The sequence below is a fragment of the Pseudomonas germanica genome (assembly GCF_019614655.1).
Lineage (GTDB): Bacteria > Pseudomonadota > Gammaproteobacteria > Pseudomonadales > Pseudomonadaceae > Aquipseudomonas > Aquipseudomonas neuropathica.
In genome coordinates this window covers 1587721-1606990 of the sequence record NZ_CP071586.1, presented here as the reverse complement: position 1 = coordinate 1606990, position 19270 = coordinate 1587721, and the positions used below count along the sequence as shown (strand labels likewise).

Sequence of the window (19270 nt, the reverse complement as noted above, 5' to 3'; positions counted from 1 at the left end):
GAGGCTCTTGAATCAGGGGCTGATGACACGGCCCTGGTGATCGACCAATGGACCGCTGAAGTGCACGCCCGAAGGGTCGATGGTCATGCCGACGGCACCCAGTTGCAGGGTGATCAGTTGTGGCGTCATCGCCAGTCGCGCCGGGCCGATGCTCAGTTCCAGCGACTCGCGAGAACCGCTGAAAGCCGTTGGGCCGTTTTGCCAGTGGAGGGTGTGCGTGGCATCGTCGTAGCCGCTTTCGCTGCCGTCGACATGAACCCGCCGCGTCAGCGTGGGGACAGTCGAAACGGGTGGAAAGCGATCACTGTTCAGGCCGAACAGGGCGACACTTTGTGCGCCACTTTCGCCGCTGCCGTAGTTGAACAGCAGACACTGCTCACCCACGGTCGGAATCCGCGACTCACTCTGTGCGCCGGCGCTGGGGTTGAAAAACTTGATCGCTGGCGTGAGCAAGCCACCGTGGCTGACCTGGCAGGTATTGCTCGCCGCATCGACTGTCTGGCAAATGCCGATGCGGCAGAAGCTTTCAGCGCGGCGGTGCAGGTCGTCGATTTCCGCTTCCATTTCGGCCAGGCGTTCGATGATCGGACCCAGTTGCATGCGCAATAACGCGTCGAACATCGGTCAGGCCTCCAGCGCGGTGTATTGGTCTGGATCGTCGATGTTGCTGACTTCCCAGGTGCGGGCGAATTTCGGTGTGCCCAGCGGGTCGTCGAGCAAGGTCGGGCCGAGGTAGAGGGTCTGGTTGAACGTCAGGGTCCAGGCCTTGAATTGCTGGTCGGCGCGAATGAGCATGGACGGCAAACCATCCATGTTCATCGGCAGATCGCATTGATCGCCCGGCAGGCTCCAGCGATTGTCGGTAATCAGATTCTTCAGTACAGCGATCAGATCGCAGGCGGCAAAGGCACTGGCCGATAGCGCCGGAACAACTTGCAGCGACAATGTCAGGACATGAGCGATACGCCCATCTGCGGCACGCTGTCCTGATGCATTTCGGTCGAAGTCGATCAACACCCAAGCCTGATCGCCCGGTGCAGTGAAATCATCGTGATTGCCGACATTGATGTTGAGCCCGGCAGTGTTGCGCAGCGTCGTCGCGATGGCTGTGAACAGTTGCGACGGCTGCTGGATCGGTGTGGGCATACATGACCTCCTTTTCAATCGTCCACGCGCAGCCCTGCCGCCCAAAGGGCGGCACGAATCACATTCGAGGTTAAGGCTGGTCGCGGGGTGGGACTTCGCAGACGCCGATGCGTTTGGCGGCCCAGCGTTCGTACAGACCGATGGCCACATCGGCCCCGGCCATTGCGGTGAGACAGCCGAAGGCGCCAGCGGCCCAAATCGACATGCCAGCGGCGTACAGCAGCATGATTGCCGACACGCCGCAGATCATGCAGGCGCCAGAGCGCAAGGCCAGACGCCGCATAAGCGGCCAGCCGCGGGCGCCCTCCTTGTCCGCACGCCACATTTCGCCGGAGACCCCGCCTACCACTGCGAGCAGGATGACCAGCCAGATCGGCATGTCCGCCAACGCTTGTTGCTCGTTTGTCATGTCACGCCTCCGGGAGTGTTGGATGAATGGTGTGTGTAGGGTTCAATCGTTTTCTCTTGAGGTAGGCATTCCAAAAAGCCCGGCGCAGGGCCGGGCTTTTCAGTAATGCGCTCTCGATAGAGGCCATGAAGGTGATGATCGAATCAGAACGGTGCCACCGGCCAGTTGACGGTGGACGGATAGCCGGATTGTTTCTTCATGTCGCTGAGACCCACGCAGTACTGTTTGTAGGCGAGCAACAGCGCTTGTTCTTCAGGGGTGGCAACATCCAGGTCGACCTTGTAATGCAGAGAATTCAACATCAGCCACTGGCCAGCAGCAGACAGAAGCTCCAGCGCTTCTTGCGCCACATCCTTTTCGAGCTCTTGATAGGTGGGTTCACTGAACTCCCAATCAACGAAGTTTGTCGTCGCCCCCTTCCATCCCACCTGGACTGCCGGGTTTGCTGTGATATCCACCCAAAAACCATTCGATAACTGTGCTTCTACTGGCATGGCCGTAGGCTTCTCTACAGCGTCGACAATCACCAGAACTTTGTTGAAGGCTTTGGAATAGTTGAATCGAACAAAAGCGTAGCGGTTCATTTGTTTCTCCTGTTTGCACTCATCGCGAGTACTGTCCTTGGGTTTTGCTTACTTGCCTCTCCGTCAAGGTTCTTCAACGGGATATCCATCAGGCAGGCATTCCAAAAAGCCCGGCAGTCCGCCGGGCTTTTCAGTAATGCGCTCCTTCGCCTTCCTTCAAATCCTGTGTTCAAGAAGGAAGCTGACTTTTCGGCGCTACTGGCGCGGTACGAGTCCGTTCAAATTGTTTTTCCGACCGCGGTCCCTGCCCGCCGGATAACTGCTTCTGGTGCTTTACGCTGCACACCCGGGTCAGTTGCCAACCCTCTGAACCGTTGAGGCCGGTTCATCGCTGCCTGTTCTTGTGGAACTAAAGAGCTTTCTTGCCAGCCGCTTTGTCGAGCGGCTTGGTGGCAAGGATATGCATGTATGCATATACAGTCAATGCGCAAATGCATTTATTTATGCATGAAAATGCGCAGATGCATGGAAGCCCCGCAGCTCAAGGGTTTGGCGGTTTCATCAAGGCGAAAAAAAACCCGCCTGCGAGGCGGGTTTATCTGAGAAGGGTCGGGTTAGCGGGCGTACATGCCCCACCAGAAGACGTGACCGAGGATGACGATCTGCTCTTCCTGGATTTCCTGGAAGCTGTAGTCCTCGTCCGGATGCTCATCGCGATTGAAGCTGCGCAGACGAATGCCGGTAGGCAAGCGGTAAAGCTGCTTTACGCGTAACTGGCCGTTGTGATTGATCGCGTACAGGTCGCCATCAATGATGTCGCCGATCCCGCACTTGCCCGCATTCACGCCGACAGTGGCGCCATCACGCAACACCGGCAACATGCTGTTGCCGCGTACAGTCACGCATTTGGCCTGGTCGAACTGCACACCATTATGGCGCAGGCTGCGCTTGCCGAAGCGCAGGCTAGAGCGCTCGCTCTCTTCGATGACGAATCTTCCTGATCCAGCAGCCAATTCAACCTCGCGAAGGAACGGCACCGATACTTCGTCATCATCGACAGGCGTATCGTCGTCCCACAGCATTATGTCCTTGAGTTCCGCGTGTACGTCATCACGCGCGGCACCGGCCGACGGCGCGACATCCGCGCGCCCGCGCAATTGATCGGTGCTCACGGCGAAGTACTCGGCGATCTTCGAGATGTGTTTATCCGAGGGATCGACGATCTTCCCGCTGAGAATCCGCGAGAGAGTTGATTGAGGCACGCCGGTGCGACGGTGGAGCTCCGTGGGGGAGATCCCGTGCTGGTCGAGCAGTGCTCTTAAGACGGAGGCTACGTTGCGTTTTTGCATAACGCGCATAGTGCTTGAAGTTATTCGTTAAGACAAATGCTGATTTGCATAATTAACGCATAAATATGAATTCAGCTGCAAAATGATATTGCCGAGCCATCATTCTGCATTGAATAACGGCCCGGCTCCAACGTGTGGTCAGCCTTTGACGCGACGCGCGGCAGCATTGGCTTTTTTAAGCCGATCGGTTCTGGCCTTTCTGTCGTAATCGTCCTTGGCGCCCATGATTCCACCGGCAGCATGCACCCAGTCGGTGGCGGTACAACCAGAGATCAGCACAGCAGAAGTAAAGACTGAAGCAAAGATAAGGATGTTTTTCATATTCGATTTTCCGGTGTCGCTGATGAGCGCGTTGAATTGCAGAGTTGAAAAAGAACACCTGCTGCGGTTTGTTGGCCGTGGTTGCCCCTTTACTCATCCATGAGCTTTTGCAGTTTTGTCTGAGCTCGTTCGAGCCTCGCTTCCTGTTTCTTGATGACTTTCACATCGCCATACTGACGCGCGGCCTTCAGATAGTTCTGTCTGCGCCGTACTTCGGCTTCGGCCTTTTCGATAGCGCTCGAACGGTCATCCTGTGCAGAAGGCTCGCGACAGTAACGCTCCACATTAGCAAGCGCCTGTTCCAGACCGGACTTGCGATAAACATTGTCCGCCTTATCAGCACGTTCAATTTGGAATACAAGTTCGGCGCGACGCTGCGCACAATTTTCTCGCGCGCCGGCCCAAGAACTATCGATGATCAAAACACCACCAACTAACAGAGATAGATTCCAGAGCAGAGTCGATCTCATGAGACACCCCCCAGATAACTTTTTTCTCCAGCGCGGCCACGGAAGTTGCTCACCCGAGACCATGCATTACGACAACCTAACGTTTCTTGTAAGCCAGAAAGTGCTGTGATCATCATGTCGCGACAGCGAGCTCTGCACGTTGGATAGTGTTCGACCATCCACGCTACTGGTACGTAAACATGATCGAAACACAGCAGAACAGGAGTGCGATCAAACAATGTGGAAATACTCACATCCTTTTCTTTTCCAGCAATAACCGCCGGCACAAACACAACACCTTCCCGGCTTATTGCAATCGATCGCTTCCAGGCGGGAGACTTGATCCCATGAGAACTGCGCACGCAAAACCAGAGCATTTATAACGTTCCTCAACAGCCTAAACATCATCATGTTATTCAAGGCAACTAAACAGCCGCACTGCGCTGACTCTCCGTTAGTCGCAGGAGCTGTTGGCTTGACTCGAATCACATTAACAACGCGGGGGGCGTCGAGGCCTTACTGACGTCTTACTCAGTCTTACTTAGTCGCCCAGAGGCCTTGCACCCTGGGGTTTTGCGCTAGCGAGGAACGTGGCATACGCCATTGATCAGATTATTGATATTGTAGTAATACTCGGCATCGGAGAAGTAATTGAACGTCACCATACCGCCTTGAAAACCTCTTTCCATAAACGGAAGTTCATCGCCTGCAGTGTCCGCGTCAAACTTTACAATCGAACGCGTCTTGAACAGAAACCTGGAAGTATCCAGATGAGTTAATGCAATCTCGAACTTGCGATCATAGGTGTAAACTTTGCCTTCAGGGGTTTTGACGACGTAGTACACATAAAGAGCGCCTTCCCTTGGATCGATCGTCATATCACCGACGCCATGCCAACGAACTTTGTGATCATGAGTATGGACAAAATCGATGGATGCAAAACAGGGGGCGCGTGGAATATCGCGACTGATCAAATAAAAATGCTTGATAACCAGAGCACCGAAGATACAGACGGACGAGACGCCAAACAGTGCTACTATTTTTTTCCAACGAGTTGATAGTTTACGCATATAGCCTCCCCCTTACTTTCCGGCTTGACGCACTTTACCAGCAATTGGGAGAGCGGCTTTCGCACATAATAATTGATATCGGTAAGTATAATCGGCGGCTCAAACTCGCTGAGCGCTTTGACAATATCCTCTTTGGACATTCTTTCACTTTCTTCTACATACAACTTCGCTTCGCCTTCTTGCCAGATGAGTTTCCACTCCTCCAGGTCGGCAGGTTTTTTAAACACCAGATAGGCGTAAAAGACCGGAAGAGCAATCGCCGGCACTACCGTTGCAGGCAGAAGGAAACGCCAGTAACGCTTTGCAGACGTCTTCACTGTAGGAGCGTCGCTGATTGCCGCCGCATCGCTTACGACCGCAAGTGGGGGTTCAGGGGGTTGAATCTCCGGGCTGAGCAAGCGGATTTCACATAACAGCACCACGCCACGGCGAGGCAAGGTCTTGAGACTGTCCCGAGGTAACCCGACATCAGCGAAATGCGCGCGGAGCATGTGCAGGGTCTTGTAATAACTGCTGTCGGAAATCACCAGCCCGCGCTCCCCCCAGACTCGGGAGATAAGCTGCTCCTTATCGGTCACGCCGGCTATGAGGGCCAGCAGCAGGTCACCTTCATTGCTGCCTAGCAAGGCTGACTGCCCCGACCGGCTGAGGGTCATTTTTTCCGCATCGTAGTAACAACCGCTCGCTGATGCTCCTGAGCCGATGCCCTCTGACTGTTCCAAGCTGACTCCTCGACTGGCCTTCACCCACGCATTCTGATCATTCGATAGCTTTTCGGCACTATAGGACACAATGCCAACCCAAGCGGCGGTGCGTTGCTGCATCCACCTCAAAAAAACTTCATACTCGGCTCCACTGAATCAACTCACGGGCCGCATCGCTGGCAAACACTCGCCATTTCGTAGATGCAAACGACCCCGTTTTTGCCTTGTCACTTTTTCCGGTAAAGCTAAACCCCTGATGAATAAAGCTATTTCAGACCTGTCCTCCCACACCCCGATGATGCAGCAGTACTGGCGCCTGAAGAATCAGCATCCAGATCAGCTGATGTTCTACCGCATGGGCGACTTCTACGAGATCTTCTACGAAGACGCGAAGAAGGCAGCCAAGTTGCTGGACATCACTCTGACCGCGCGCGGACAGTCGGCGGGGCAGGCGATTCCGATGTGTGGGATTCCTTACCACGCGGCGGAAGGCTATCTGGCGAAGCTGGTGAAGCTTGGCGAGTCCGTGGTGATTTGTGAGCAGGTCGGCGATCCGGCCACCAGCAAAGGCCCGGTTGAGCGGCAGGTCGTACGGATCCTTACGCCGGGTACGGTCAGTGATGAAGCGCTGCTTGATGAACGCCGCGACAACCTGATTGCAGCCCTGCTGGGTGACGAACGTCTGTTCGGCCTTGCCGTGCTGGACATCACCAGCGGCAGTTTCAGCGTGTCGGAAATCAAAGGCTGGGAAAACCTGCTGGCGGAACTGGAGCGGATCAACCCGGTGGAGCTGCTGATACCAGATGACTGGCCAAGAGACCTGCCAGCGGAAAAACGCCGTGGCGTCAGTCGTCGTGCGCCGTGGGATTTCGAGCGTGATTCAGCACTGAAAAGCCTTTGCCAGCAGTTCTCCACCCAAGACCTGAAGGGTTTTGGCTGCGAGAACCTGACCCTGGCAATCGGCGCGGCCGGTTGCCTGTTGGCCTACGCCAAGGAAACCCAGCGCACCGCCCTGCCCCACCTGCGCAGCCTGCGCCACGAACGCCTGGATGACACCGTGGTGCTGGACGGTGCAAGCCGTCGCAACCTCGAACTCGACACCAACCTGGCCGGTGGTCGCGATAACACCCTGCAATCGGTGGTTGATCGCTGCCAGACCGCCATGGGCAGTCGCCTGCTGACCCGCTGGCTGAATCGTCCGTTGCGCGATCTGACCGTACTGCTGGCGCGCCAGACCTCGATCACGTGCCTGCTCGATCGCTATCGTTTCGAAAAGCTGCAACCACAGCTCAAGGAAATCGGCGACATCGAGCGAATTCTCGCGCGGATCGGCCTGCGCAACGCACGTCCTCGTGACCTTGCTCGCTTGCGCGACGCCCTCGGTGCCCTGCCTGAACTGCAAGTGGCGATGACTGACCTGGAAGCACCGCACCTGCAAAGTCTGGCGACCATCACCAGCACCTACCCGGAACTGGCGGCACTGCTGGAAAAGGCCATCATCGACAATCCGCCGGCGGTGATCCGTGACGGCGGCGTGCTGAAAACCGGTTACGACAGCGAACTCGACGAGCTGCAATCACTGAGCGAAAACGCCGGCCAGTTCCTCATCGATCTCGAAGCCCGCGAGAAAGCTCGCACCGGTCTTAGCCACCTGAAAGTCGGTTACAACCGCATTCACGGCTACTTCATCGAATTGCCGAGCAAGCAGGCCGAGTCGGCACCGGCGGACTATATCCGTCGGCAAACCCTGAAAGGCGCCGAGCGCTTCATCACGCCGGAACTGAAAGAGTTCGAAGACAAAGCCCTCTCTGCCAAGAGCCGTGCCTTGGCGCGCGAGAAGATGCTTTACGAAGCCCTGCTGGAAGACCTGATCAGCCAGTTGCCACCGCTGCAGGACACCGCCGGCGCGCTGGCCGAACTGGACGTGTTGAGCAACCTCGCCGAGCGTGCGCTGAATCTTGACCTGAACTGCCCGCGCTTCGTCAGCGAGCCGTGCATGCGCATCTCCCAGGGTCGTCACCCGGTGGTCGAGCAAGTGCTGACCACGCCGTTCGTGGCCAACGACCTGAGCCTGGATGACAACACCCGTATGCTGGTGATCACCGGCCCGAACATGGGTGGTAAATCCACCTACATGCGCCAAACCGCATTGATCGTGTTGCTCGCTCACATTGGCAGCTTCGTGCCCGCAGCCAGTTGCGAACTGTCGCTGGTCGACCGCATCTTCACTCGAATCGGTTCCAGCGATGACCTGGCCGGTGGCCGTTCGACCTTCATGGTCGAGATGAGCGAAACCGCCAACATCCTGCACAACGCCACCGAGCGCAGTCTGGTGCTGATGGACGAAGTCGGGCGCGGCACCAGCACCTTCGACGGTCTGTCGCTGGCATGGGCGGCGGCCGAGCGTCTGGCGCATCTGCGCGCGTATACGCTGTTTGCCACCCACTACTTCGAACTGACCGTGTTGCCGGAAGCCGAGCCGTTGGTGGCCAACGTCCACCTCAATGCGACCGAGCATAACGAACGCATCGTCTTCCTGCACCACGTGCTGCCGGGACCTGCCAGCCAGAGCTACGGTCTGGCGGTGGCGCAACTGGCCGGTGTGCCAAGCGAAGTGATCGTGCGTGCCCGTGAGCATTTGAGCCGACTGGAAGAAACCGCTTTGCCGCATGAAGCGCCGAAACCTGCCACCAAGGGCAAACCGGCGACGCCACAGCAAAGCGACATGTTCGCCAGCCTGCCGCACCCGGTGCTCGATGAGCTGGCTAAACTGGATCTGGATGACCTGAGCCCGCGTCGTGCGCTCGAAATGCTCTATGCACTGAAGAACCGGATATAAGCACTGAAGAAGCGGATATAACGCAAACGGCTTCAAGCTGTTAGAATCTCGCGCGGTTTGGGATGCTGCTGGCTAATAGCCTGGCCAGCAGGTATCGCTCCCGAACCTGGCGACCCCAACCGTGAAGGGGCAACGCTGCCGCCGCCTGAGGAGAAAATTAGAAATGACCTTCGTCGTCACCGACAACTGCATCAAGTGCAAGTACACCGACTGCGTAGAAGTGTGTCCGGTGGACTGCTTTTACGAAGGCCCGAACTTCCTGGTGATTCACCCGGATGAGTGCATCGACTGCGCCCTGTGCGAACCGGAATGCCCGGCCGTAGCCATTTTCTCCGAGGACGAAGTTCCGGAAGAGATGCAGGAATTCATTCAACTCAACGTTGAGCTGGCTGAAATCTGGCCGAACATCACCGAGAAGAAAGAATCGCTGCCGGATGCCGAAGAGTGGGATGGCGTCAAAGGCAAGATCAAAGACCTCGAACGCTGATCTGTCGCGCGTTCAATAAAAGGCCCCTTGCGGGCCTTTTTGCTTTTTGCGGGTTCTACTATTCTGCAGGCGAAAAAAGGGGCGGTATGACCCGCCCACATTTTTTCCCTATTCCCTGTATTCCTTTTCATCGTCCTGATGAATCGCGTCCTGCGATGTCCGTTCCCCTCTTCCTTGAAGGGCGTGTCTGTCCGTCGACACAACCCAGATACTAAAGAGTTCCCTGCCAAGAGCAATCGGCCGCAGGAGCGAAAGAGCGCTGTAATAAGCACTTCACATTAAAAAATATATATAAAATTCAATAAGTTAGAATTAGCCATCTAGAGCAATCGACGTCTGCTCCCGCGTAAAGATAGTGAACACTTACGAAAGAGTAAGCCAAGGCTTACACCGCGAGACTACAAACGATGGAAATGCCAACCATACGTCCGGCAATGCGCAGGGTGGTGCTGGATTGCCAGCAAACTCAGGTCAACAAAAAACCCCGAACCAGTCGGGGCTTCTTGCGGGCACGCGTGGAAGGCGCTTACTGGAACAGCGACTCGCTCGACAGGCCATTCTTCTCGAGGATTTCACGAAGGCGCTTGAGACCTTCTACCTGGATCTGCCGCACCCGTTCCCGGGTCAGGCCGATCTCCAGGCCTACATCTTCCAGCGTGCTGCTCTCATGGCCGCGCAGGCCGAAGCGGCGTACGACCACCTCGCGCTGCTTGTCGGTCAACTCCGACAGCCATTGATCGATGCTCTGCGACAGGTCGTCATCCTGCAGCAATTCACAAGGATCGGTCGGACGATCGTCGGTAAGGGTGTCCAGCAGGGTTTTATCCGAATCCGGACCCAGCGAGACGTCGACCGAAGAAACCCGCTCGTTCAGGCCAAGCATGCGCTTGACCTCGCCCACCGGTTTTTCCAGCAGGTTGGCAATTTCTTCGGGTGAAGGTTCGTGGTCGAGCTTCTGCGTCAGCTCCCGTGCAGCCCGCAGGTACACGTTGAGCTCCTTGACCACATGGATCGGCAACCGGATGGTCCGGGTCTGATTCATGATCGCGCGCTCGATGGTCTGACGAATCCACCAGGTCGCGTAGGTCGAGAAGCGGAAGCCGCGCTCGGGATCGAACTTTTCCACCGCCCGGATCAATCCGAGGTTGCCCTCTTCGATCAGATCCAGCAGCGACAGCCCCCGATTGACGTAACGCCGGGCGATTTTGACCACCAGCCGCAGGTTACTTTCAATCATGCGCTTGCGTCCGGCCGGATCGCCACTTTGCGACAGTCGCGCAAAATGAACTTCTTCTTCCGGAGAGAGCAGTGGGGAAAAGCCGATTTCGTTGAGATACAACTGCGTGGCATCAAGTGCACGCGTGTAGTCGATGTACTTATGTTGTTTAAGTGAAGCGGAGTGTTTGGATTTGGAACGAACGGAAGGTGGAGCAGCCCCTTCATCATTCGACATCGAAGATTCCGAATCGATGCCGGTCTCCATAAGGAGAACCTCATCGTCGATGTCAAACTCCGGCACTTCTTTACTGAGAGCCATTGTTATAGTCCTTTGGTGAGTTCGACCCCAAGCTCAAGCGACGCCTTTATCCTTGGCAGCGCTGGAGCCTGTCCCCTCTACGCGACGGAACAGGCTGGCTTACAAATCAACGTCTTGGCAGGAACTGCAGCGGATCTACAGGTTTACCTTGGCGGCGAATCTCAAAATGCAGTTTCACCCGGTCTGTACCCGTTGACCCCATTTCGGCAATTGTCTGTCCGACCTTGACCTGCTGTCCCTCCCGAACCAACAGCCTGCGGTTATGTCCGTAGGCACTGACGTAGGTTTCGCTGTGTTTGATGATGACTAATTCGCCGTAGCCCCTTAAGCCACTCCCGGCGTATACCACCGTCCCATCAGACGCAGCTAAAACAGGCTGTCCCAAATCTCCGGCGATATCAATTCCTTTATTCAAACTACCGTTTGAAGAGAATTTTCCAATCAGAATGCCATTAGATGGCCATCCCCAGCCGGTCGGGGCTGGGCCTGCCGGAGGCAACGGCGCGGGCGCTTGCTTGTTGGCGACGGACGGTACAGCCCCCGCAGAACCGGTGGTTGTAGTGGTAGTGGTGCCATTTGCCTGGCGCCGGATTACCGTGGTTTTACTCGACGAAGAAGGTGAAGAACTGCTGTTGCTCACCACCGCCGTCGGCGTTGAACCGGTGCGGCCGTCAAAGCGAATTGTCTGACCCGGATGGATCGTATACGGCGTAGGAATATTGTTCCGGGCAGCGAGGGCTTTGTAGTCCCAGCCGTAGCGAAATGCGATCGAAAACATCGTATCGCCCGGACGGACTACATATTGTCCGGTCGTCACCGTAGGACGCTGGGCCACCGCGTTGTTGCGATCGACCACCCGCACATTGCTCGATTTGGTGCTGGAGCAACCGACCAGCAAGGTGCTCAAGACGAGGCCAGTCACCAGGCGCTGAAAGCTCGTGTTACCCATACGCTGCGCAATGACTGTGAGACTCACCCGCCGCTCCCTTTGTGGTGGCTGAAAAATGTGGAATGCCGGATTTCGGCATGAGGTGTCGCAAGTATAACGGGCCGGATCGGCTTTACCTTTAATGAAGCGAAATCGCTTCACGCACACGTTTGCCAGCTGACAATCTGCTGCGTTTAAACCATCGTCGCCGAAGTAAGACACAAGCGAACGAAAGGAATTCAGCGCACGCAAACAAAAGCTCAGGCCAGTGGCCCATTGAGCAACGGCACAAAACGGACAGCCCCGAGAACATGCCGGGAAAAGCCGTTTTCCTCACGCACGATCAGCAACAATTGCTGCACTTCCCCGGAGCCCACCGGAATCACCATGCGTCCGCCCGGAGCTAGTTGGTCAAGCAAGGCTTGCGGTACATCCGTGGCCACGGCGGTGACGATAATACCGTTATAAGGTGCCAGCGCCGGCCACCCTTCCCAACCATCGCCCCAGCGGAACACCACGTTGCGCAGGTTAAGTTCAACCAAACGTTCCTTGGCGCGATCCTGCAGTACCTTGATGCGCTCAACCGAGAACACCCGCTCAACCAGTTGTGACAACACCGCCGTCTGGTAACCGGAACCGGTGCCGATCTCCAGCACCTTATCCAGTGGGCCCGCCTCCAGCAGCAGCTCGCTCATGCGCGCCACCATATAAGGCTGGGAAATCGTCTGGTTATTGCCGATCGGCAGCGCCGTGTCTTCATAAGCACGGTGTGCCAGCGCTTCATCGACGAACAGATGACGCGGCGTACGCCGGATCACTTCCAGCACCTTGGCGTTGGACACGCCCTCTTCGTACAGGCGCTGGATCAGCCGCTCGCGGGTACGCTGAGAGGTCATGCCGATCCCGCTGCGCAGCCTGTCTTCATGTTCACGGGCCATCAGCGCAGTCCCTCCAGCCAGCCGTCGAGGCTTCTGAACGCATCGTTGAAGGTGCGATCGAGCTGCAACGGCGTGATGGAAACATAGCCCTGCATCACTGCGTGAAAATCAGTGCCCGGGCCGCCATCTTCGGCATCACCGGCCGCGGCAATCCAGTAACCGGCCTTGCCCCGTGGATCGACCACTTTCATCGGCGCCGCTGCACGGGCGCGATGGCCGAGGCGGGTCAATTGAATACCGCGAATATGGTCGATCGGCAGATTGGGAATGTTCACGTTGAGCACCGTGCGCGGTGGCAGATCAAGCCCGGCATGGGCCTCGACCAGTTTGCGCGCAAAGTAGGCCGCCGTCGGCAGATTATCCACCTGCCGCGAGACCAGCGAAAAAGCGAACGACGGACGCTCGAGAAAACGTCCCTCAAGGGCGGCCGCCACTGTCCCGGAATACAGCACGTCATCGCCAAGATTGGCGCCGAGGTTGATCCCGGAAACCACCATGTCCGCCTCGCGCTCCAGCAAGCCGTTGAGGCCCAGGTGCACGCAGTCGGTCGGGGTGCCGTTGAGGCTGATAAAGCCGTTGGCCAGGTATTGCGGGTGCAGCGGACGGTCGAGCGTCAGCGAACTGCTGGCGCCGCTTTTGTCCTGCTCCGGGGCGATAACCACGCACTCGGTGTAATCCGCCAGCGCAGCATAAAGCGCGGCGAGACCGGGTGCGGTTACCCCATCGTCGTTAGAAATCAGAATACGCATGGGCTGTCCGTCTGCCCCACCGGCACCAGATCAACAAGCTCGCGCACCAATACGGTGGCGAAGCATCCGGCCGGGAGGACGAATTCCAGTTGCAGAATGTCAGGCTGGGGATAATGCCACGTCAACCCGGCAATGGGCAGCCGCAGGATGCGACGTTCGTGGCTCATGCCGGCATGAATCAACCAATCGCGCAGCTCTGCTTCATCGGCGGCGATCCCCTGCTCCAATTCATGGACAACGCCTGCGGTCGGCGAGTCACCTTCGCCCCACTGAGGACCGGTCGGGTGCAGATCGAGAATCGCCAGACGCGGGTCGCTGCATTCAGCTTCTCCGGCCGGGAAAAAACTGCGGCTGTCGGTGAACGCGAGCAGGTCGCCGACCTGGGCTTTTTGCCAGGTGCCATCGGCCACTCGTGCGGCGAGCACCTTGTTGAAGAGAAAACTGCGCGCGGTCGAGAGCAGGCGCGAACGAACATTGCGTTGCTCCGGCAACGCCTTGCGCGCCGCCCACGAACGCGCATCAACAACATTGCCGCCGTCGTGGCCGAAACGCTGGGCGCCGAAATAATTGGGGATGCCTTGTTGGGCTATCAGCTGCAGACGCTGCTCAATCGCTGCTTTGTCGCCATCGAACTGAGTCAAACGCAAGGTGAAACCGTTGGCCGAATGCGCACCGCGTTGCAGTTTGCGTTTGTGGCGAGTGGTCTTGAGAATCTTCAGCGTGTCGTTTTCCGCCGCCGACAAATCCGGATCGGCCTTGCCCGGCAATTGCACGCTGAACCACTGGCGAGTCAGCGCCTGACGATCCTTGAGGCCGGCATAGCTGACCGTGCGCAACGGCACACCGGCAGCCTTGGCGATACGCCGTGCGGCTTCTTCAGTGTTGAGGCCGCGTTTCTCGATCCAGATCCACAGGTGTTCACCGTCGCCGCTGAACGGGATATCGAGGACTTCATCGACCTGAAAATCTTCAGCGATGGCTTTCAGTACCCCACTGCCGAGGGGTTCGCCATAGGCGCGCGGGCCGAGCAATTGCAGTTCGTTCATGCGCGCAGCAACAAGGCAACGGAGTGCACGGCAATGCCTTCTTCGCGACCGACAAAGCCAAGCTTTTCGGTGGTGGTAGCTTTCACGTTCACTTGATCCAACTCAACTTGTAGATCCGCCGCGATCAACGCGCGCATCGATTCGATATGCGGGGCCATTTTCGGTGCCTGGGCAACGATAGTGTTGTCGACGTTGCCGACTTTCCAGCCTTTGGCATGGATCAGCGCGACCACATGACGCAGTAGCACACGGCTGTCGGCGCCCTTGAATTGCGGATCAGTGTCCGGGAAGTGTTTGCCGATATCACCCAGCGCCGCGGCGCCGAGCAAGGCATCGCTCAAGGCGTGCAGCAGGACATCACCGTCGGAATGAGCGAGCAGCCCGAAGCTGTGTGCAATGCGCACGCCGCCCAGAGTAATGAAATCGCCTTCAGCGAAACGGTGCACATCATAGCCGTGGCCAATACGCATAAAAAAACGCCCCGATTTTTGTCAGGGCGTGATTCTACCTGCATTAACCGCGCAGGGCGCGTGCGTGATGCTGCAAGTGGTCGTCTATAAAGCTTGAGATGAAGAAATAGCTGTGGTCGTAGCCCGGTTGCAGACGCAATGTCAGCGGATGGCCCGCTTGTTTTGCCGCTTGTTGCAGGGCTTCGGGTTTGAGCTGATTTTCGAGGAAGTCGTCGCGATCACCTTGATCAACCAGCAGCGGCAATTTTTCATCCGCTTCGGCGATCAGTGCGCAGGCATCCCACTCTTTCCACTTCGAACGGTCTTCGCCTAAGTAACGGGAGAACGCCTTCTGGCCCCAAGGGCAATCCATCGGATTGTTGATTGGCGAAAACGCAGACACCGATTGGTAACGCCCCGGATTGCGCAACGCGCAGACCAGCGCTCCGTGGCCGCCCATCGAGTGGCCACTGATGCTGCGCTTGTCCGATGCCGGGAAATGCGCTTCAACCAGTGAAGGCAATTCCTGCACGACATAGTCATGCATCCGATAGTGGCGCGACCAAGGTTCTTGCGTGGCATTCAGATAGAACCCGGCGCCAAGGCCGAAATCCCAAGCGTTGTCCGGATCACCCGGGACATCGGGGCCGCGCGGGCTGGTGTCCGGCGCAACAATGATCAAACCCAGTTCGGCAGCCGTGCGCATCGCGCCGGCCTTCTGCATGAAGTTCTCATCGGTGCAGGTCAGGCCTGACAGCCAGTACAGCACCGGCAACTTACCGCCCTGCTCCGCCTGTGGCGGCAGGTACACGGCGAACACCATGTCGCAACCGAGCACGTCGGAGCGATGGCGATAGCGCTTGTGCCAACCGCCAAAACTCTTCTGACAGGAGATGTTTTCCAGACTCATGGGGATTCTCCCAGCTGCAAGCGGCAAGCTTCGAGCTTCAAGAAAAGGCAAAAGCGGCCTGACTTGCAGCTTGAAGCTCGTAACTTGGGGCTGCTTTTAGAAATGAATGACGGTACGGATGCTCTTGCCTTCGTGCATCAGGTCGAACGCCTTGTTGATGTCTTCCAGGCCCATGGTGTGGGTGATGAACGTATCCAGCGGGATCTCACCGCTCTGAGCCATGTCGACATAGCTTGGCAATTCGGTACGACCGCGCACGCCACCGAATGCCGAACCGCGCCAGACGCGACCAGTCACCAGTTGGAATGGACGGGTAGCGATTTCCTGGCCGGCACCGGCCACACCGATGATCACCGACTCGCCCCAACCTTTGTGGCAGCACTCAAGGGCGGCGCGCATCAATTGCACGTTGCCGATGCACTCGAAGGAGAAGTCGACGCCGCCATCGGTCATGTCGACGATCACTTCCTGGATCGGACGATCGAAATCTTTCGGGTTTACGCAGTCGGTAGCGCCGAGTTGTTTGGCGATCTCGAACTTGGCCGGGTTGATGTCGATGGCGATGATTCGCGCAGCCTTGGCTTTCACCGCGCCAATGACTGCGGACAAACCAATGCCGCCCAGACCGAAGATGGCCACGGTGTCACCGGGTTTGACCTTGGCAGTGTTGAGCACCGCACCGATACCGGTGGTGACGCCGCAGCCCAGCAGGCAAACCTTTTCCAGCGGCGCATCTTTGGAGATCCTGGCCACGGAGATTTCCGGTAACACGGTGTATTCCGAGAATGTCGAAGTACCCATGTAGTGGAAAATGGTTTCGCCCTTGTAGGAAAAACGCGAAGTGCCGTCCGGCATCAAACCCTTGCCCTGAGTCGCGCGAATCGCCTGACACAGGTTGGTCTTGCCCGACTTGCAGAATTTGCACTGGCCGCATTCCGGGGTGTACAGCGGAATGACGTGATCGCCCACCGCAACCGAGGTCACGCCTTCGCCGATCGCTTCGACGATGGCGCCGCCTTCGTGGCCGAGGATCGACGGGAAGATACCTTCCGGGTCTGCACCGGACAGGGTGTAGGCATCCGTGTGGCAAACCCCGGAAGCCACCACGCGCAGCAACACTTCACCAGCCTTGGGCATGGCGACATCGACTTCTACGATTTCCAGCGGCTTCTTGGCCTCGAAGGCAACGGCGGCGCGCGACTTGATCATGCTGACTCTCCAGTGAATCGAATAATAAAAAACCAGACAAGGAGTGTAATACACAGCCTTACGATGAATAATCAGGACAAAAGCAAAACATTATTGCCACACAGGGATAATCCCGATGTCCGAAAATCGCTGGGAAGGCATCGACGAGTTCGTTGCCGTTGCCGAATGCAGCCAGTTCACCGCCGCCGCCGAACGCCTTGGGGTTTCGTCCTCGCACATAAGTCGACAAATCGTACGGCTGGAAGAAAGACTTCAGACGCGCCTGCTCTATCGCAGCACACGCCGGGTGACGCTGACCGAGGCCGGGCAGACCTTCCTGCAACATTGCCAACGCTTGCAGGATGGCCGCGAAGAAGCCTTGCGCGCCGTCGGCGATCTGACCAGCGAACCGAAAGGCATGCTGCGCATGACCTGCGCCGTGGCTTACGGCGAGCGTTTTATCGTGCCGCTGGTGACGCGGTTTATGGGGCTTTATCCACAACTGCGCATCGATATCGAACTGAGCAATCGCCAGCTCGATCTGGTGCATGAAGGCCTGGATCTGGCGATTCGCCTGGGTCGTTTGCAGGACTCGCGATTGGTCGCAACACGCCTGGCGCCACGGCGAATGTATCTGTGTGCGTCACCGTCCTACGTCGAGCGGTACGGTCGCCCACATAGCCTGTCGGAATTGAGTCGGCACAATTGCCTGATTGGCAGCTCGGACATCTGGCAGCTTGAGCAAAACGGACGGGAGTTTTCCCAGCGCGTGCAGGGCAACTGGCGCTGCAACAGCGGGCAAGCGGTGCTGGATGCGGCGTTGCAGGGGGTTGGGCTGTGTCAATTGCCGGATTATTACGTGCTGGAGCATTTGCACAGCGGCGCGCTAATTTCGTTGCTGGAGGCGCATCAGCCACCAAATACGGCGGTGTGGGCGCTATACCCGCAACAGCGGCACTTGTCGCCGAAGGTGCGCAAGTTGGTGGATTTTCTCAAGGAAGGATTGGCTGAGCGGCCGGAGTATCAGGAATGAGTGTTGCGTTGGCTGTAAATGCGCTATCGCGAGCAGGCTCACTCCTACAGGGGAACGCATTTCAAAATGTAGGAGTGAGCCTGCTCGCGATGGCGATTCAACAGGCACCACAAAAATTCAGCGGCGATTCGCCCAACGCTGACGCAACCACTCCAGATCTTCCGGCCGGGTCACCTTGAGGTTATCCGCCCGCCCTTCAATCAGACGAGGCTTAAGCCCCGCCCACTCCATCGCCGAAGCTTCATCAGTGATCACAGCATCCGCCACCAGACTGTCCGCCAACGCCCGATGCAACGCGCCGAGGCGAAACATCTGCGGCGTATACGCCTGCCAGATCACGCTGCGATCCACGGTCTCCAGCACACGACCGTGCTTGTCGACTCGCTTCAAGGTGTCGCGCGCCGGAACGGCGAGCAGGCCGCCGACCGGATCGTCCGCCAGTTCATCCAGTAACTTGTCGAGATCTTCGCGACTCAGATTCGGTCGTGCCGCATCGTGCACCAGCACCCAATCCTCATCATCGGCACCCTGCGCATGCAAATGCAGCAAAGCATTGAGCACCGAGCCGGAACGCTCGGCGCCGCCCTCGACGCGCTGAATACGCGAATCGCCAGCGCACGCCAGGTTCGGCCAATAAGGATCATCAACAGCAAGACTGACCACCAGGCCCTTAAGGCTTGGGTGATCGAGGAAACAGCCGAGGCTGTGTTCGAGAATTGTGCGTCCGCCCAGTTGCAGGTATTGCTTGGGACGGTCCGCGGCCATTCGGGCACCGATGCCCGCAGCAGGAATCACGGCCCAGAAGGCCGGCAGGGAATTGATCATTGGGCCAACTGGTAAAGGGTTTCGCCGTCCTTGACCATGCCCAGTTCGTGACGAGCCCGCTCTTCAACGGTCTCCATGCCCTTTTTCAACTCGCTGACTTCAGCGTCCATCACGCGATTGCGCTCCAGCAAACCTTCGTTCTCGGCGTGTTGATCAGCTATCTGCTGATTCAGCTCGGCGACTTGCGCCAGACTGCCATTGCCCACCCACAGGCGGTACTGCAAACCGGCCAGTAGCAAGAGCAAAACGAGAAACAACCAGTAAGGACTGCGCATCGAATATCAGGTATCCAGTGAAAAAAGACAGCCACGCCAAAACTTTGAAGCATCTGATAGCACGAAGCCTGGAAGACCCAGGCTTGTGCTGTTA

At 57.4% G+C, this 19270-nt stretch carries 23 protein-coding genes; 3 read left to right on the top strand and 20 right to left on the bottom strand.

Going from position 1 to position 19270, the window contains the following annotated elements:
- Positions 1-12 precede the first annotated feature (12 nt).
- From J0G10_RS06990 to J0G10_RS06945, 10 genes are all read right to left on the bottom strand, one after another.
- Entirely contained in the window at positions 13-621 is a 609-nt protein-coding gene (locus tag J0G10_RS06990) for a phage baseplate assembly protein V (protein WP_095126492.1), read from the bottom strand.
- A 3-nt stretch (positions 622-624) separates the two neighbouring features.
- Positions 625-1146 (bottom strand): hypothetical protein, encoded by a 522-nt coding sequence (locus J0G10_RS06985; RefSeq protein ID WP_095050417.1) that lies wholly within the window; start codon positions 1144-1146, stop codon positions 625-627.
- A gap of 70 nt (positions 1147-1216) precedes the next feature.
- Positions 1217-1555, bottom strand: coding sequence for a phage holin family protein (locus tag J0G10_RS06980; protein ID WP_095050416.1), 339 nt, complete (start codon positions 1553-1555; stop codon positions 1217-1219).
- Positions 1556-1698: 143 nt separating this feature from the next.
- The gene (locus J0G10_RS06975; RefSeq protein ID WP_095126491.1) at positions 1699-2139 is read right to left on the bottom strand and encodes a tail fiber assembly protein; all 441 of its coding nucleotides are present in this window, start codon (positions 2137-2139) and stop codon (positions 1699-1701) included.
- 554 nt (positions 2140-2693) lie between these two features.
- A complete protein-coding gene (locus tag J0G10_RS06970; protein WP_007908821.1) occupies positions 2694-3428 on the bottom strand; it encodes an XRE family transcriptional regulator in 735 nt (244 codons plus the stop codon).
- Between the two features lie 138 nt (positions 3429-3566).
- Positions 3567-3749, bottom strand: coding sequence for a hypothetical protein (locus tag J0G10_RS06965; RefSeq protein WP_007908822.1), 183 nt, complete (start codon positions 3747-3749; stop codon positions 3567-3569).
- An 89-nt stretch (positions 3750-3838) separates the two neighbouring features.
- The gene (locus J0G10_RS06960; protein ID WP_220558178.1) at positions 3839-4219 is read right to left on the bottom strand and encodes a DUF1090 domain-containing protein; all 381 of its coding nucleotides are present in this window, start codon (positions 4217-4219) and stop codon (positions 3839-3841) included.
- On the bottom strand, positions 4216-4575 hold the full coding sequence (locus J0G10_RS06955; protein ID WP_220558176.1) for a hypothetical protein: 360 nt from the start codon (positions 4573-4575) through the stop codon (positions 4216-4218). Before J0G10_RS06955 ends, J0G10_RS06960 begins: the two co-directional genes overlap by 4 nt.
- Before the next feature lie 201 nt (positions 4576-4776).
- Complete coding sequence (locus tag J0G10_RS06950; protein WP_095050412.1) at positions 4777-5268, bottom strand: hypothetical protein; 492 nt, start codon at positions 5266-5268, stop codon at positions 4777-4779.
- Positions 5235-5990, bottom strand: coding sequence for a winged helix-turn-helix domain-containing protein (locus J0G10_RS06945; RefSeq protein ID WP_095126499.1), 756 nt, complete (start codon positions 5988-5990; stop codon positions 5235-5237). The genes J0G10_RS06950 and J0G10_RS06945 overlap by 34 nt, the downstream gene beginning before the upstream one ends.
- 250 nt (positions 5991-6240) lie before the next feature.
- Between J0G10_RS06945 and mutS the strand changes: the two genes are divergently transcribed.
- Positions 6241-8811, top strand: coding sequence for a DNA mismatch repair protein MutS (gene mutS, locus J0G10_RS06940; protein WP_220558838.1), 2571 nt, complete (start codon positions 6241-6243; stop codon positions 8809-8811).
- Between the two features lie 163 nt (positions 8812-8974).
- Positions 8975-9298: a ferredoxin FdxA gene (fdxA, locus tag J0G10_RS06935; protein WP_007908827.1), complete on the top strand. Its 324-nt coding sequence runs from the start codon at positions 8975-8977 to the stop codon at positions 9296-9298.
- Positions 9299-9824: 526 nt separating this feature from the next.
- Here the strand turns inward: fdxA and rpoS are convergent.
- The 8 genes from rpoS to J0G10_RS06895 form a co-directional block, all read right to left on the bottom strand.
- Entirely contained in the window at positions 9825-10835 is a 1011-nt protein-coding gene (rpoS, locus tag J0G10_RS06930; RefSeq protein ID WP_038357938.1) for an RNA polymerase sigma factor RpoS, read from the bottom strand.
- Between the two features lie 106 nt (positions 10836-10941).
- Positions 10942-11811, bottom strand: a complete 870-nt coding sequence (locus tag J0G10_RS06925) for a peptidoglycan DD-metalloendopeptidase family protein (RefSeq protein ID WP_220558837.1) — start codon at positions 11809-11811, stop codon at positions 10942-10944.
- A gap of 212 nt (positions 11812-12023) precedes the next feature.
- Positions 12024-12659 (bottom strand): protein-L-isoaspartate(D-aspartate) O-methyltransferase, encoded by a 636-nt coding sequence (locus J0G10_RS06920; RefSeq protein WP_171057346.1) that lies wholly within the window; start codon positions 12657-12659, stop codon positions 12024-12026.
- 41 nt (positions 12660-12700) lie between these two features.
- Positions 12701-13450, bottom strand: coding sequence for a 5'/3'-nucleotidase SurE (gene surE / locus J0G10_RS06915; protein ID WP_007908831.1), 750 nt, complete (start codon positions 13448-13450; stop codon positions 12701-12703).
- Entirely contained in the window at positions 13438-14496 is a 1059-nt protein-coding gene (truD, locus tag J0G10_RS06910) for a tRNA pseudouridine(13) synthase TruD (RefSeq protein ID WP_220558175.1), read from the bottom strand. Before truD ends, surE begins: the two co-directional genes overlap by 13 nt.
- Positions 14493-14966, bottom strand: a complete 474-nt coding sequence (ispF, locus tag J0G10_RS06905; RefSeq protein WP_038979164.1) for a 2-C-methyl-D-erythritol 2,4-cyclodiphosphate synthase — start codon at positions 14964-14966, stop codon at positions 14493-14495. The genes truD and ispF overlap by 4 nt, the downstream gene beginning before the upstream one ends.
- Positions 14967-15009: 43 nt before the next feature.
- Positions 15010-15861, bottom strand: a complete 852-nt coding sequence (fghA, locus tag J0G10_RS06900; RefSeq protein ID WP_220558836.1) for an S-formylglutathione hydrolase — start codon at positions 15859-15861, stop codon at positions 15010-15012.
- Positions 15862-15951: 90 nt separating this feature from the next.
- The gene (locus J0G10_RS06895) at positions 15952-17064 is read right to left on the bottom strand and encodes an S-(hydroxymethyl)glutathione dehydrogenase/class III alcohol dehydrogenase (RefSeq protein ID WP_093436558.1); all 1113 of its coding nucleotides are present in this window, start codon (positions 17062-17064) and stop codon (positions 15952-15954) included.
- 115 nt (positions 17065-17179) lie between these two features.
- Between J0G10_RS06895 and J0G10_RS06890 the strand changes: the two genes are divergently transcribed.
- Positions 17180-18076, top strand: coding sequence for a LysR substrate-binding domain-containing protein (locus tag J0G10_RS06890; protein WP_095050408.1), 897 nt, complete (start codon positions 17180-17182; stop codon positions 18074-18076).
- Between the two features lie 117 nt (positions 18077-18193).
- Here the strand turns inward: J0G10_RS06890 and ispD are convergent, their stop codons facing one another.
- Both ispD and ftsB read right to left on the bottom strand, forming a co-directional pair.
- A complete protein-coding gene (gene ispD / locus J0G10_RS06885; protein WP_220558173.1) occupies positions 18194-18901 on the bottom strand; it encodes a 2-C-methyl-D-erythritol 4-phosphate cytidylyltransferase in 708 nt (235 codons plus the stop codon).
- Positions 18898-19176 (bottom strand): cell division protein FtsB, encoded by a 279-nt coding sequence (gene ftsB, locus J0G10_RS06880; RefSeq protein ID WP_007908838.1) that lies wholly within the window; start codon positions 19174-19176, stop codon positions 18898-18900. Before ftsB ends, ispD begins: the two co-directional genes overlap by 4 nt.
- Positions 19177-19270: the final 94 nt, after the last annotated feature.

Excerpts from the sequence above, each read along its gene's own strand:
- J0G10_RS06970 (WP_007908821.1), bottom strand. The coding sequence starts at position 3,428 with ATGCAAAAACGCAACGTAGCCTCCGTCTTAAGAGCACTGCTCGACCAG.
- J0G10_RS06960 (WP_220558178.1), bottom strand. The coding sequence starts at position 4,219 with ATGAGATCGACTCTGCTCTGGAATCTATCTCTGTTAGTTGGTGGTGTT.
- ispD (WP_220558173.1), bottom strand. The coding sequence starts at position 18,901 with ATGATCAATTCCCTGCCGGCCTTCTGGGCCGTGATTCCTGCTGCGGGC.
- fdxA (WP_007908827.1), top strand. The coding sequence starts at position 8,975 with ATGACCTTCGTCGTCACCGACAACTGCATCAAGTGCAAGTACACCGAC.
- rpoS (WP_038357938.1), bottom strand. The coding sequence starts at position 10,835 with ATGGCTCTCAGTAAAGAAGTGCCGGAGTTTGACATCGACGATGAGGTT.
- J0G10_RS06980 (WP_095050416.1), bottom strand. The coding sequence starts at position 1,555 with ATGACAAACGAGCAACAAGCGTTGGCGGACATGCCGATCTGGCTGGTC.
- ispF (WP_038979164.1), bottom strand. The coding sequence starts at position 14,966 with ATGCGTATTGGCCACGGCTATGATGTGCACCGTTTCGCTGAAGGCGAT.
- J0G10_RS06985 (WP_095050417.1), bottom strand. The coding sequence starts at position 1,146 with ATGCCCACACCGATCCAGCAGCCGTCGCAACTGTTCACAGCCATCGCG.
- J0G10_RS06890 (WP_095050408.1), top strand. The coding sequence starts at position 17,180 with ATGTCCGAAAATCGCTGGGAAGGCATCGACGAGTTCGTTGCCGTTGCC.
- J0G10_RS06950 (WP_095050412.1), bottom strand. The coding sequence starts at position 5,268 with ATGCGTAAACTATCAACTCGTTGGAAAAAAATAGTAGCACTGTTTGGC.
- J0G10_RS06990 (WP_095126492.1), bottom strand. The coding sequence starts at position 621 with ATGTTCGACGCGTTATTGCGCATGCAACTGGGTCCGATCATCGAACGC.
- surE (WP_007908831.1), bottom strand. The coding sequence starts at position 13,450 with ATGCGTATTCTGATTTCTAACGACGATGGGGTAACCGCACCCGGTCTC.
- J0G10_RS06895 (WP_093436558.1), bottom strand. The coding sequence starts at position 17,064 with ATGATCAAGTCGCGCGCCGCCGTTGCCTTCGAGGCCAAGAAGCCGCTG.
- J0G10_RS06955 (WP_220558176.1), bottom strand. The coding sequence starts at position 4,575 with ATGCTCTGGTTTTGCGTGCGCAGTTCTCATGGGATCAAGTCTCCCGCC.
- J0G10_RS06920 (WP_171057346.1), bottom strand. The coding sequence starts at position 12,659 with ATGACCTCTCAGCGTACCCGCGAGCGGCTGATCCAGCGCCTGTACGAA.
- truD (WP_220558175.1), bottom strand. The coding sequence starts at position 14,496 with ATGAACGAACTGCAATTGCTCGGCCCGCGCGCCTATGGCGAACCCCTC.
- ftsB (WP_007908838.1), bottom strand. The coding sequence starts at position 19,176 with ATGCGCAGTCCTTACTGGTTGTTTCTCGTTTTGCTCTTGCTACTGGCC.
- J0G10_RS06975 (WP_095126491.1), bottom strand. The coding sequence starts at position 2,139 with ATGAACCGCTACGCTTTTGTTCGATTCAACTATTCCAAAGCCTTCAAC.
- J0G10_RS06965 (WP_007908822.1), bottom strand. The coding sequence starts at position 3,749 with ATGAAAAACATCCTTATCTTTGCTTCAGTCTTTACTTCTGCTGTGCTG.